This window comes from Bizionia paragorgiae (genome assembly GCF_900107625.1).
GTDB lineage: Bacteria > Bacteroidota > Bacteroidia > Flavobacteriales > Flavobacteriaceae > Bizionia > Bizionia paragorgiae.
Genome location: NZ_FNQK01000006.1, coordinates 155,951 through 169,595 on the forward strand (window position 1 = coordinate 155,951; position 13,645 = coordinate 169,595).

The 13,645-nt window shown below is 35.8% G+C and carries 14 protein-coding genes; 2 read left to right on the forward strand and 12 right to left on the reverse strand.

All coding sequences use genetic code 11. The features are described 5' to 3' along the window. Positions 1–121: 121 nt before the first annotated feature. The 6 genes from BLV64_RS05975 to BLV64_RS06000 form a co-directional block, all read right to left on the reverse strand. On the reverse strand, positions 122–1,012 hold the full coding sequence (locus BLV64_RS05975) for an ion transporter (RefSeq protein WP_092133286.1): 891 nt from the start codon (positions 1,010–1,012) through the stop codon (positions 122–124). Between the two features lie 20 nt (positions 1,013–1,032). Continuing rightward, positions 1,033–2,415, reverse strand: a complete 1,383-nt coding sequence (locus BLV64_RS05980; RefSeq protein WP_092133287.1) for an exonuclease domain-containing protein — start codon at positions 2,413–2,415, stop codon at positions 1,033–1,035. A gap of 22 nt (positions 2,416–2,437) precedes the next feature. Further along, positions 2,438–3,109, reverse strand: a complete 672-nt coding sequence (locus tag BLV64_RS05985) for a YggS family pyridoxal phosphate-dependent enzyme (protein WP_092133288.1) — start codon at positions 3,107–3,109, stop codon at positions 2,438–2,440. A gap of 36 nt (positions 3,110–3,145) precedes the next feature. Continuing rightward, positions 3,146–4,384, reverse strand: coding sequence for a DUF1015 domain-containing protein (locus tag BLV64_RS05990; RefSeq protein ID WP_092133289.1), 1,239 nt, complete (start codon positions 4,382–4,384; stop codon positions 3,146–3,148). Between the two features lie 83 nt (positions 4,385–4,467). Further along, positions 4,468–5,358, reverse strand: a complete 891-nt coding sequence (locus BLV64_RS05995; protein ID WP_092133290.1) for a 3-hydroxyacyl-CoA dehydrogenase family protein — start codon at positions 5,356–5,358, stop codon at positions 4,468–4,470. A gap of 101 nt (positions 5,359–5,459) precedes the next feature. Then, positions 5,460–6,419 (reverse strand): Gfo/Idh/MocA family protein, encoded by a 960-nt coding sequence (locus BLV64_RS06000; RefSeq protein WP_092133291.1) that lies wholly within the window; start codon positions 6,417–6,419, stop codon positions 5,460–5,462. A gap of 122 nt (positions 6,420–6,541) precedes the next feature. On the opposite strand from BLV64_RS06000, the gene BLV64_RS06005 reads away from it, so the two are divergent. Then, on the forward strand, positions 6,542–7,183 hold the full coding sequence (locus BLV64_RS06005; RefSeq protein WP_092133292.1) for a protein-L-isoaspartate(D-aspartate) O-methyltransferase: 642 nt from the start codon (positions 6,542–6,544) through the stop codon (positions 7,181–7,183). 4 nt (positions 7,184–7,187) lie between these two features. Here BLV64_RS06005 and BLV64_RS06010 read toward each other — a convergent pair whose 3' ends face one another. The 3 genes from BLV64_RS06010 to smpB form a co-directional block, all read right to left on the reverse strand. After that, entirely contained in the window at positions 7,188–7,703 is a 516-nt protein-coding gene (locus BLV64_RS06010) for a DUF1648 domain-containing protein (protein ID WP_092133293.1), read from the reverse strand. Between the two features lie 20 nt (positions 7,704–7,723). After that, the gene (locus tag BLV64_RS06015) at positions 7,724–10,192 is read right to left on the reverse strand and encodes a DUF5686 and carboxypeptidase regulatory-like domain-containing protein (RefSeq protein WP_092133294.1); all 2,469 of its coding nucleotides are present in this window, start codon (positions 10,190–10,192) and stop codon (positions 7,724–7,726) included. 117 nt (positions 10,193–10,309) lie between these two features. Continuing rightward, complete coding sequence (smpB, locus tag BLV64_RS06020; protein WP_092133295.1) at positions 10,310–10,765, reverse strand: SsrA-binding protein SmpB; 456 nt, start codon at positions 10,763–10,765, stop codon at positions 10,310–10,312. A 178-nt stretch (positions 10,766–10,943) separates the two neighbouring features. Between smpB and BLV64_RS06025 the strand changes: the two genes are divergently transcribed. Further along, positions 10,944–11,693 carry a DUF6503 family protein gene (locus BLV64_RS06025; protein WP_092133296.1) on the forward strand — a complete coding sequence of 250 codons (750 nt, stop codon included), beginning with the start codon at positions 10,944–10,946 and terminating at the stop codon, positions 11,691–11,693. A gap of 7 nt (positions 11,694–11,700) precedes the next feature. Here BLV64_RS06025 and deoD read toward each other — a convergent pair whose 3' ends face one another. From deoD to deoC, 3 genes are read right to left on the reverse strand one after another with little or no spacing between them, the layout of a single operon-like run. Continuing rightward, positions 11,701–12,399 (reverse strand): purine-nucleoside phosphorylase, encoded by a 699-nt coding sequence (deoD, locus tag BLV64_RS06030; protein WP_092133297.1) that lies wholly within the window; start codon positions 12,397–12,399, stop codon positions 11,701–11,703. After that, complete coding sequence (locus tag BLV64_RS06035; protein ID WP_092133298.1) at positions 12,396–12,941, reverse strand: SixA phosphatase family protein; 546 nt, start codon at positions 12,939–12,941, stop codon at positions 12,396–12,398. Before BLV64_RS06035 ends, deoD begins: the two co-directional genes overlap by 4 nt. Next, complete coding sequence (deoC, locus tag BLV64_RS06040) at positions 12,942–13,616, reverse strand: deoxyribose-phosphate aldolase (protein ID WP_092133299.1); 675 nt, start codon at positions 13,614–13,616, stop codon at positions 12,942–12,944. It lies immediately after the preceding gene. Positions 13,617–13,645 lie beyond the last annotated feature (29 nt).

Sequence of the window (13,645 nt, forward strand, 5' to 3'; positions counted from 1 at the left end):
AAAAGGTCTTGTACTAATGGTTTATTTCGCGTTAAGGATAGTAGCGGCATCCTTTTTTAAGTATAAAAAAGATATAGCGTATAGCCTGACTTTAATAGCCCTAAGCTATTAAAGAAACGCCCTAATCTTTCTCTATAAATAAAGGGTGTCCGCAGTTATAGCAATACTCGGCTTTATCTTTGTGTTTATCTGCCAGGCAACTTTGACAGGATAGTGTGTTTAAAGGCACGTGGTCCTGGTTGTGGTTAGCTACACCCTTTTTAGGGTGCTCGTCGGTAGTGGTACTTCTCGAATACTCTGCCGAAATGATTCCTGTAGGAACGGCAATAATACCATAACCTAAGATCATAATAACGGTCGATATGAGCTGACCCAATGCTGTTTGAGGGGCAATGTCTCCATAACCCACCGTGGTTAGCGTTACAATGGCCCAGTACACACTTCTCGGAATACTACTAAACCCATTTTCTTCACCTTCAACTAAGTACATTATTGTACCAAAAATTGTTGCTATAATGACCACAGTAAAAATGAATACTAGAATTTTAGCACGACTGGCCTTTATAGCGGAGGTTAACTGATTAGATGCACCTAGATAACGAGCGAGTTTTAGGATTCTAAAAATTCGCAGTAAGCGCAGTGCTCTTATGGCTACAAGGGCGTGGGTACCAACTAATATTAATGATAAGTATTTTGGTAAGGTCGATAATAAATCGATAATACCATAGAAACTAAATATGTAACGCCAGGGTTTTTTTACCGATATAATTCGGGCGATATATTCTATGGTAAATAATATGGTAACGATCCATTCGCCTACATTTAACCAAAAGTGATATTGTAAATCGATCTCTTTAACACTTTCCAGCATGACTAAAAGTATACTGGCAAGAATTAAAATTAATAAGAGTATATCGAATAATTTACCGTTAGGAGTATCTGCTTCGTAAATTATTTCATGGAGTTTTAACTTCCATTTCTTATTATTGTCAGGTAAAGGGGTATTGTCCATAACTTACAAAATACAGAAATTTAATTATTTTCTTCTGGTGTATCTAAATTTACAATTTTTAATTTCTTGTTACGTCTTAGGTAACTTTGAATAATATGCTGAGAATCTTTGTTATTCTGCATGGGGGTAATAATCGTTTTTAAAATAGCGAGATTGTTTACCTGATAATTTAAATTGAAAAAGCCCAGCCCTTGAAAGATACCATTTTCTATGAGAATAGCACTGCGTTCATCGATATCACGACCGCGATCTATAATGACCATGTTTTGGTTATTATAGCTGTATTTTTTTATGAGTTCGTTTACGCGATGGTTATATAATTCGGGGTCTTCTTCACCTATACAAGCGCCATTACACGATTTAATATCGTAATTAAAACAGCTGCTTTTAGTTTTATATAAACCGGTAAGCTTCTGGCATAGATTAAAGTCTTCTACCACCTTAAACATAAACGCTTTTGCACTTTGCCTGTTGCTAAAAGTTGTTATTGCTTTTCTACGGCCATCGGCTTTTTCTATACTAAGGTTAATATAGCCTTTATCGTCTACAAAACTATGTAGGGCACTTGTAAATAACGAGCGACGTAAAGAGCGGTTAAACTTAGGTTTTACGCGCTTTATTTCTTCACTTTCCTTTAGTAGGGCTACGAGCTCACTGCCGGTGGCCTCGTAGGTAACATCGGCGACTTGTAATTGTATTTTTTTAGACTTGGTGTCGGTACCTGTAAAATGCTGATTAATGCGTTTTTTTATATTTTTACTTTTTCCAATATAGAGTATAGTTCCTTCGGCATTATGAATGTAATACACGCCTGTAATAGAAGGTGTTTTTGCAATAAGGTCAACAAGTTTTGGCTCTAGCTGAAGCTTAGGCTCCTTGCGAATAGAGTTTTGAATGATGTTTTTATTGGTATCCTTATCTATTAATAACTTAAATAATTTTACGGTAGCTAAAGCATCTCCAGAAGCTCGGTGCCTATCGGTTACCGGAATTCCTAGGGAACGCACTAGTTTACCTAAACTATAAGACGGGAGATCTGGAATTAAATCTTTAGACAATTGAACGGTACAGAGTGTTTCTCTTTCGAATTCGAAGCCTAAACGACTAAATTCTGTTCGCAGAATACGGTAATCGAATTTTGCATTATGGGCCACCAAAATTGAGCCTTCCGTAATTTCTACTACGCGTTTGGCGATTTCGTAAAATTTAGGGGCATTACGCAGCATATTACTGTTTATACCTGTGAGATTGACTACAAAGGGTTGTATCTCGCGCTCTGGGTTAACTAAACTAATAAATTGGTCTACCACTTCATGGCCATCGTATTTATAGATAGCTATTTCGGTTATACCTTCTTCATTATACTTCCCACCGGTCGTCTCTATGTCTACTATTGTGTAAATATGCTATTAATTTAAGGGGTTATTAAGCGTTATAATTTCTTTCGCCAAAGATACTACTTCCTACGCGAATCATAGTGCTCCCACAAGTGATTGCTAATTTGTAGTCGCCACTCATTCCCATAGATATGGTTTTGAAGGCGGCGTTTTCCGGTTGTAGTAATTCGAGCTGACTAAATGCTTGTTTAAGGGTTTTGAATTCATTCTCAACCTGGGTAGTATTATCTGTAAAGGTTGCCATACCCATTACACCCGTAATTTTTATGTGCTGTAATGCCGCAAAGTCTTCCGATTGCAAAATCGCTTTAGCCTCGTCTATAGTCATACCGAATTTAGATGTTTCCTCGGCAATTTTTATTTGTAAAAGACAGGGAATAGTACGGTTGTTAGCTTTCGCTTGTTTATTAATTTCCTTTAATAATTTAAAGTTGTCGACACCATGAATAAGACTTACAAAAGGCGCCATATATTTCACTTTATTGCGTTGTACGTGTCCTATCATATGCCATTGTATATCTTTTGGCATCTGTTCGTACTTGTCGCACATCTCTTGAATTTTATTCTCTCCAAAAATACGCTGACCAGCGTTGTAAGCTTCCATAAGATCACTAACAGGTTTGGTCTTAGAAACTGCGACTAAAGTGACCTGCTCTGGTAAAGCAGATTTAATAGCGTGTAATTGTGATGTTATGCTCATTGTAATTTTATTATTAGGACTTAATATTAATCGTTATTAAAACTCGTAAATCGTGATTCCGTTGCGTAATTTAGGTTCTATATACGTGCTTTTAGGCGGCATTTTTAAACCGTCATCGGCGATAGTTTTTAGTTCATTCATAGCTACAGGAACCATACCAAAGCCGACTTTATAATCGCCACTATCGACTTTACTTTTCATATTAACCACTTCTTTAATGCCACTAATATAATTTATGCGACTATCGTTTCGTAAATCTTCAATTCCTAAAATAGGATTTAGAATGGTTGAATATAGTACTTGGGCATCTAGTGCGTCTAGTGAAGTCTTAAACGCATAACCCGTTTTTCGGAGGTATAACGAATAGAATTCACCATCTAAATACATACTAAAATGATGTTTTTGCGACGGTTTATATGGGATTGCACCGCGATTTTCAATCCTATAAAGCGTATCTAATTGTATTAAAAACTCCTCCTTTGTTAATCCGTTAAGGTCGGTAATAAGTCTGTTAAACTCGTGAATTCGCAACTCGGATTCAGGAATTAAATAAGCCATAAAATAATTATAGGACTCGGTACCTTTGTGTTTGCTATTATTTGACTTTAGATCTTGGTATAATAGATGCGACGACGACGATCGGTGGTGACCGTCGGCTATATAAAGCGTGTCAATTTCAGTAAAGGCATCAGTAATCGCTTGTACATCATCTTCCGATTCTATTTTCCAAAGGTAGTGGGTATCGCGAAAGGTTGTTGTAAACTCATACTCGGCTCTGTGTTCCTGTTCTTTTTTAATAATGCTAGAAATCACATCGTTATCCGGATAGGTTAACAAAACGGGTTCGGCATTGAAACCTACAGTCTTTAAATAATCCTTAAAGACAACCTCCCGACTAGAAATGGTGTCTTCATGTTTTTTTATGACATCGGAAATGTAGTCTTCTACACTAGCCGCAGCAACAATACCGTTAAACTCTTGGTTTTTGCGGTCTATAATTTTATAAATATAAAAACAAGGGGTTTCATCTTGAACAAAAACACCTTCCTCTTTAAATTCCAGGTATCTATTTTTAACCAATTGATAGCGTGCTACTCCCGATATTTCCTTATCGTATTTATAGCCAGGGTTAACAATATGGAGAAAAGAATACGGATTGTAATCTAATCGCCCTTCGCGTTCTGCTTGCGTATAACTCTGGTACGACCGCGACGCTACCAAACTGACTTTGTCTCTGGTAGGGCGGACGGCTTTAAAGGGAATGATTTTAGACATACAAAAGGATTAAGAATAATGAATTCGCATAAAACTAATAGTTTGCTTTAGTTTCATGCGAATTCTGAATACATTTTTAAATGTTATTTTGAAAATTGCGCTGCTACTTTTTCAGCTTTTCTACTTTCTGAATAATCGTAGAAACCTTCACCAGATTTAACACCTAGTTTTCCTGCTCTTACCATATTTACTAATAACGGACACGGAGCGTATTTAGGGTTTTTAAAGCCGTCGTACATCACGTTTAATATAGACAAACACACGTCTAACCCGATAAAATCGGCTAACTGTAAAGGCCCCATTGGGTGAGCCATTCCTAATTTCATTACGGTATCTATTTCTTCAACTCCTGCAACACCGTTGTATAGGGTTTCGATAGACTCGTTAAGCATAGGCATTAAAATTCTATTGGCAACAAACCCAGGGTAATCGTTAACCTCGGTAGGGATTTTACCTAACTTTTTAGATAGGTCCATTATGGTAGATGTTACGGCGTCTGTTGTATTGTAGCCACGAATAATTTCTACTAATTTCATAATTGGCACTGGGTTCATAAAGTGCATACCAATAACTTGCTCTGGGCGAGAAGTTACGGCTCCAATTTGTGTAATAGAAATCGAAGAGGTGTTAGTCGCTAAAATGGTGTCTTTAGCACACATTTCGTCTAATTGCTTAAAGATGCTTAGTTTTAAGTCGATGTTTTCTGTAGCCGCTTCAACCACTAAATCTGTGTTTTTAACACCGTCGGCAAGGACTGTAAACGTTGTGATATTATTTAAAGTAGCTGCTTTATCAGCTTCAGAAATTTTTTCCTTGGCAAGCATTCTGTCTAAATTTTTAGTGATGGTATTTACACCACGCTCTAAAGAGGCTTCACTAATATCTATAAGATTTACTTGGTATCCGGATTGAGCAAACGTGTGGGCAATTCCATTTCCCATTGTTCCTGCTCCAATTACTGCTATGTTTTTCATTAAAATATATTTAGTATTTCTTTTATAAGAAATGTAATTAAGATTATTTGTTTGTTATACACTTAGATAGTATTTCAATTTATATAGACGTTTAAGATCTGTTAAAACTGATTGATTATCATGGTTGCTACACGTAAAGCTTCTGTTCCATCGTGAAGGGTTACTACCGGTTTAGTATTGTTATTAATAGCCTCTGCAAACGATTCTAATTCGTCTAAAATAGCATTGTTTTCAGAGATCTCAGGATTATCAAAATAAATTTGTTTTTTAATGCCTTCTGCATTTTGAAGAATCATATCGAAATCACCAGGGTTTTCTGGTGCGTCTTTCATTTTTACTACTTCACATTTTTTTTCTAAAAAGTCAACCGATATATATGCATCACGCTGAAAGAAGCGTGTTTTACGCATATTTTTAAGTGATATTCTACTAGCGGTTAAATTCGCTACGCAGCCGTTAACAAATTCAATACGTGCATTGGCGATATCTGGCGTATCACTAATTACCGATACACCACTTGCAGACACGTGTTTTACTTGAGATTTAACAACACTTAATATCGCATCGATATCGTGAATCATTAAATCCAATACCACAGGAACATCGGTACCACGAGGGTTGAACTCTGCTAAACGGTGCGACTCTATAAACATGGGTTTATCGAGCATGTCTTTAACAGCAATAAATGCAGGATTAAAACGCTCGACATGACCGACCTGTCCTTTAACACCTTTTTCGGCCACTAGAGCTCGTAATGTCTCGGCTTCCTCAACGGTGTTGGTGATTGGTTTTTCTATAAAGATATGTTTTCCTTTGGCTATGGCTTGTCTGGCACAATCAAAGTGAGATAGGGTAGGTGTAACAATATCGACTACATCCACAGCATCAATTAAGGCTTCGATAGTACTAAAATAGGTATACCCTAATTCGGCTTCTATACGTTTAGCATTCTCCTCATTGGCATCATAGAAGCCTACAAGGTTGTATTTTTCTGATTGATTAAGTAGTCTTAAATGAATTTTACCTAGATGACCAGCACCTAACACTCCTACGTTCAGCATATAATTACGTTTTCAACAAAAATAAGATTTTTGAAGCAGAAAAAAGAAAAAAGAATTTATAAAATAAAGGTTTGAATAGTTTAGGATTTGATTAATTTTATCCCGCAAAACCCTCTATTATTTTGAAAGATACTTTAAAACATCAAGGCTTACGTCAGCAATTAGTTTCTGTAGTAAAATCTAAAGGTGTTACAGACGAAAATGTATTAAAAGCAATAGCTAAAATTCCAAGGCACTTGTTTATGGATTCTAGTTTTTTAGATCATGCTTATCAAGATAAAGCATTCCCAATTGCTGCCGATCAGACGATTTCTCAACCGTATACTGTCGCTTTTCAGAGTGAATTATTACAGATTAAACGCGGTCATAAAGTGTTGGAGATTGGTACAGGAAGCGGATATCAAACAGCGGTTTTATGTGAATTGGGAGCACAAGTTTACAGTATTGAAAGACAGCGCGAGTTGTTTAAAAAAACGAGTAAGTTTTTACCTAAATTAGGGTATCGTGCTAGAAAATTAATTTTTGGTGACGGCTATAAGGGATTAGTTGAAGAAGCGCCATTTGACAGTATTATTGTAACTGCCGGAGCGCCTTTTGTACCAAAACCTTTATTAGCGCAATTAGCTATTGGTGGCCGCTTGGTTATACCCGTAGGTGATGAGGTGCAAACAATGACTCTTTTTGTAAGAAAAGGTCCTAAAGAATTTGAAAAAACGGAGTTTGGAGAATTTCGTTTTGTGCCTTTATTGGAGGATAAAAATTAAGGCGTTATTGTTGTTGGAATAGGTTTTTAATAACTAATACAATAGGAGTTATGGTGAGGAAAGCGAGTATTAGTATTAAGAAGTAATTTGAAAATGGCGAAAAGTTTGTGCTATTACTAAGCGCAATAGTTACCATTTCATAAGTAATTACGGCACAAATTAATGCTAAGCTCAAATTAATATAGCGCATCATTTTCGTAGAACTTCTATACTGTTTTTCCGCGTTTTCGGAGGTGATTTTTATGGCGTAATTGTACAGGTAAGGCTGTTTGTTTAATATATAAATGCCAAAGCAAATAACAGAAAGCAGCAACGGAAGAAACCAGATCATACTTTTCTCGTCGTACCTGTTCACTTTACCATCCAATCCAAAATGCGCCGGCACCAGATCCGGTAATTCGGAATAATGAAATCCTATAAATCCAAACGAGAACACTAGACTTAATACGGTAAGTGTTTCAATGACTTTGTCGGTAGTATCACGACTCACCTTTATTTTTGGTCTTTGCATATCAAACATAAAGCAGACTGTTAAGTTTGTTAAAAACTAATCCCAAATAATACCGCATCATTTATAAAACCAGAACCTTGGTACGAGCGTACATAATCTACACGTAGAAAACGGTATTTTCCAAATCCTAAATTATTGATTCCAATAGCGTATTCTGCATACGGTTGGTTTTTGTTCGTATATGCTATATTGGTGCTAATTAGCATATTGTAATTCAGTTTTTTTAGTACTGGGATTTTATTCAGTATAAATCCTTCAAAATTGTGTTGAGCGTGTACTTCTGCGTAATTTTTATTTGTGCTTAATGCATAATAGGGTAAGTTTTTAAAGCTGTTTAAGTAAGACCCTTTAAAATTCACATGTGTTTGATTGCCATTAAAATGATGATAATCTATAAAAGCAATAGCGTCGGCATTAGAGAAAACCCCTCCTTTTAGATGGTATTGGAACACACCTTTATTACCCAAAACAAGAGCTTGTTGGACAGCGAGCTTAAAAGCCTCAAAATTGTATGTGGTTTCTGATGCTGCCAAGCCTTTTTCGAAACCTAGAGTTACTGTGGGGTATTTATCGTTCGGTACGTTGAACTTTCCATCTGGTCGACTATAATAATTTTGAGCAAAATTAATTCTTGCATTAACATTCAGTTTTACAATATTGTGAGTGTTAAAACTTGGGGTTATATCATTAAAAGGATCTCTAGGATTATTACTGGTATAGCTATCGTGATCTTCATTTCTAAAGGTGTAATCCGTGTTGTTAAATAGCGCTTTTCTACGTTCGTAAGCTAATGAAGAGTAGAGTCTAAACCCATTAAAAAGTTCTTGAGAAAAGAAAGCTTCCCCAAAACTTTTATCATACAGTTTCATGTAATTATCTTCAAATATTAAAGAGCTAATACCATTGATTAGTGGAGAAATAGGTTCACTGTTATTAAATTGCTGCGTTTTGATACCAGCGGAAAAGGAAATATAACGATCGTTAATATTATTAAATTTAAAACGAAAGTTACCCACAGCACGCAGGCGATCATCGGCTTCCCCGTAATTTATTTTTGTGCCTATACTTAGGTACCGGTTATAATCGTCATACTGCTTGGTGAAATTCAGATCTAAATAACTATTAAATCCTTGCACGGTATTAAAATTTATTCCTTTTAAAGGGGAACTGACAGTAATGCTATAAGATTTATGAGAATTTTGATAACTATAGCCGCCGATAATATCAGTAATTTTGAAGGTGTTATTCGCGGTATCAACAGAATCTAAATACGGTTTTGATTTTTTAAGGAGTTGAACACTATCTTTTTTAATGTAATCTGTGCTTTCAGGTTGGCTTAGGGGAACGGGTCTTTTTTTTGCCCAGTATATGGAGTCTTTTTTGTTTGAATGCTCTTCAAAAGATAAAATCTCACGTGTAAAATGACCGTCTTTAAAATCAGGACTAAAATCATAATCACTATATACTACCGTAAAATACCCATCACCAGTAAATCCTAACATACCAAATTTAAATTCAAAAACCTGTGATATTTTTGCCCATATCATGTCGGATTCGGAGTAGGCGTAAGACTGTTTTATGGTAAACACATCTACGGGAATTACTTGAGCGCGTTTGCCGCTAACAGATACTTCTACAGCATACAAACTCCAATGGTCTTCAACGATATATATAAAACCTGTAAAGGCTTTATCGTTATCTCGTTTAGGTGTAACGGCTATTTTATTTATTAAATGGCCTTTATCATCATAAAATACACCGGTTAATTTGTAACGGTAGTAGTTAAAGGCGTAATCGGCGATAGGTGAGATTATTTCACTCCCTAAATTTATGGTATTGTCGTAAAAATTAAAGTCAACACTCCGGGCGCTATTAAAGCTAAAGCCGTTGTCATCACCACTAATTTTAGAGGCAATAATTTTTTCTTTTAAAGGATTTGGTGCTTGGTATTCTAATTTCGAAATTGTTTCTGAAAGGTAGATGATGCCACTACGCGTTGAGTCTAGTACACCTCCTAAATCTCCCACTTCTTGTCCGAACATTTTTTCTGGGGCATTTACAATTTTTAGTAAGCCTCGTGAATAAAAGTTAGCCGAAAAGGCCTTTTGCTTTTCTAGGTTAGCTGCTCTTGCTTCGATAGTTTTACGAATAATAATATCGGCAGGGTTTTCTTTGGAATTGATTACAACCTCACCGAGAGAAATATCTTCTTCTATTAACTCAGTATCTAATGTAAAAGGGAATGCTGTTATTGAAACAGATTTCTTTTGTGTTTTATATCCTAAATATTTAAAAACAACAGTGTAGTCGCCAGTTTTTGATAGGTTTAATTCGTAAACACCCTCGTCGTTTGTGGTTGTACCTATATAGGTGCCGTCTAAATAGACGCTAACCACGGGAAGCTTTTCACCTTTTACCGAAGTTACGCGTCCTGTGATTTGAGAAAATGAAAAATGAAAACAAAGGAAGGTTGCTAAGCAGAGTAAAATTCTAATCATGAGTGCGGTGTTTGGGGGCTATATTATTATAGACGCTTTCTAAATTAAAAAGGTTGCCTAAAGATAATAGAATATTTAAATTAAACTTTAAAACACCAACAGTGAGCTCTAAAATACTTAGAAATTTTTCTTGATACGATCTAATTGTCTTTTGTTATCTCTGTCTTTTATCGTTTCTCGTTTGTCGTAAAGTTTCTTACCTTTTGCTAAAGCAATAGTTAGTTTGGCAAACCCTTTATCATTAATAAACATGCGCAATGGAATGATTGTTAATCCCGTATTTTGCACTTCTTTATTTAGCTTTTTAAGCTCTTTTTTGTTTAAAAGGAGTTTGCGTTCTGCTTTAGGGGCGTGATTGTAGTAGTTTCCATACAGATATTCTTGTATGGTCATATTGATAACGAATAATTCGCCGCGGTCGTTAAATTCACAAAACGATTCGGTAATAGATGCTTTTCCAGATCGTATCGATTTTATTTCGGTACCCGTAAGTACTATTCCGGCAGTATATTTATCTAAGATTTCATATTGAAACTTAGCTTTTTTATTAAGTATGTTTATTTTTTTTTGCATAGCAGAACAAAGCTAATCAATTTAAGATTATTTTATTAAAATTGAAGTTAATAATTCCTATGTTGCATAAAATTATCGCGTTTAGAGGATGTAATGTATGACTTTTAAAAGCGACTGAAGATTTGTTGTATACCAATTATAATCTAATAACTCCAATTACATTTTTAAAATGAAGCCCATGAAATCCCTTGTTTTGCCTTTTTTATTTATTATAACGTTAGTTAGCTGTAAGAAACAGGCTGCACCAAAAAACGAAGCTCCTAATGCCGTAGAAATTGTTAATAAAGCGATAGAAGTTTCTGGCGGCGATCGTATTAAAACGTCAACCATTCACTTTCAATTTAGAGATAAAAAATATAAAGCTGTTCGTGATGGTGGTGCTTTTTCTTTAGAACGTTCGTTTTTAGATTCTATTGGGAATATTCGCGATGTTTTAAGCAATTCTGGATTTGAGCGTTATGTTAATGGCGAGTCTATACAGGTAGCCGATTCAATAGCACGACTGTATGGAAATGCAGTTAACTCTGTGCATTATTTTTCGATACTGCCTATGGGGCTAAATGATGCAGCGGTTTATAAAACGTATTTAGATACGGTTTCTATAAAAGATACACCCTATTACAAAATCAAGGTAACGTTTAGCGAAGAAAATGGGGGCGACGATTTTGATGATGTGTTTGTGTATTGGTTTACTACCGAAGACTATAAGTTAGATTATTTAGCCTACCAATTTCATGTAAATGGAGGGGGAGTACGATTTAGGGAGGCGTATAATGAACGTTATATTAATGGCATCAGATTTGTTGATTACCATAATTATAAACCAAAAAACAAAGACGTCAATATCGAAACTATTGACGCCTTGTTTAAAGAGGATAAATTACAATTGCTTTCTAAAATTGAATTAGAGAACGTTCGTGTGGATTAAAGTGGAGTTAGGCGAGTTCTAGCGCTATTTCGATCATGGCATTAAATGTGGTTTCACGTTCTTTGCTTGTTGTCACTTCTCCTGTGACCAATGAATCCGAAATGGTTAAGATGCTTAAAGCTTTTACATTGTGTTTTGCAGCGACGGTATACAAGCCTGCGGTTTCCATTTCCACGCAAAGCACACCAAATTTAGACCATTTTTTATACGATTCGAAATCATCTGAATAGAACTCATCAGAAGTAAATACGTTACCCGCTTTAATAGGGATATCTTTACTTTTAGCAACGTCGACTGCTTTTTGAAACAGCTCAAAGTTTGCTGTAGGGGCGTAGTCGGCACCACTAAAACGCAGTTCGTTAACACCGGAATTTGATGATGCTGCCATAGCTAAAACAATGTCTCTTATTTTTATATGTTTCTGGTAAGACCCCGAGCTACCCACACGGATTAAGTTTTTAACACCAAATTGTGTAATAAGCTCGTGGGCATAGATAGAAATACTAGGAACACCCATTCCTGTGCCCATTACGGATATTTTTTTACCGTTAAAAGTTCCTGTATACCCTAACATACCACGAACTTCGTTAAAAAGAACGGGGTTTTCAAAAAAGGTTTCTGCAATCCATTTGGCACGTAAAGGATCTCCAGGAAGCAATATCGTTTCAGCAATATCGCCTTTTTTAGCGCCTATATGTATACTCATAATTTATAGTGTTCAATGTTTAATAATTCGGAAGTTATTTCAGTGCCGGTTATAGTAACTACAAATAGATTACTGTTTACCCGGTCGTTAATTGGGGCGTATTTATCTTCTCCAATTAAGTCATTTACAAACTTAGGTGTGGTATCACTATGGCCAACAATCAGCACGGTTTGTCCCTTTGTTTTTGCTTTAAACTCATGGAGGTTAATTTTAAAAGGCTTGTAAATAATAAGGTCTAGTTTGTTTTGTTTAGCTGTCGGTGTTGCGGTTTGTTTTGTGCGCTTGTAATTGGTGGAGTAGACGGCATCAAAAGTAATTCCATTAGTTTTAAAGTACTCCGCCCATTTTTGGGCTCGCTCTTGGCCTTTTTTTAATAAATCGGGGTTGTTAGTATCTACCGTTCTGTCCTTTTCAGCATGACGAATAAGGTAGTAGCTTGTTTTTTCTTCAACTTTTATAGGAGGTTCTTGTTCTTGCTTTGTTTGTGCTTTACCACAAGAAAAAGCTATAAATAAAAGCAATATGGATAGTACGTTTTTCATTTAATACGCCGATTTGTTGTTGTTATTATCTCCACTCACAATAGCAACACCATTAGATGTTCCTAACCTTGAAACCCCAAGGTTGATATACTCTAAAGCAGTTTGTGTATCTCTAATTCCTCCTGATGCTTTTACTTTTACAGCATGGTTTTGAATTGAATTGAGCATCAGTTTAACGTCTTTAATAGTAGCTCCCCCTGCACCAAAACCTGTTGAGGTTTTTATAAAATCGGCACCATTGGCAATAGCAAGTTCACTTGCTTTAATGATTTCTTTATCATTAAGGTAGCAGGTTTCTAATATCACTTTTAAGGTATTTTTAGGCATGATCTGTTTTACTGCTTTGATATCGTGAGCTACAGCCGTAAAATCTCCGCTTTTGAAAAAGCCAATGTTCATAACCATATCAATTTCATCAGCCCCGTTTTTTAAAGCGTTTTTGGCTTCTTCTACTTTAGCTGCAGTACTCATAGCCCCGAGAGGGAACCCAACTACCGAGCAAACCTTTACAGTACTGTTTTTTAAAATCTGCTTTGCTAAAGGCACATAGCATGAATTTACACATACTGAAAAAAACTGATGCTTTAGTGCTTCGCTACAAAGGGTTTTTATTTCCTCTTGTGTAGCTGTTGGTTTAAGCAAAGTATGGTCGATAAAGGTATTGAGTGGCGTCATAAAATAAGCGTCGATTGATAGTGTAGTAA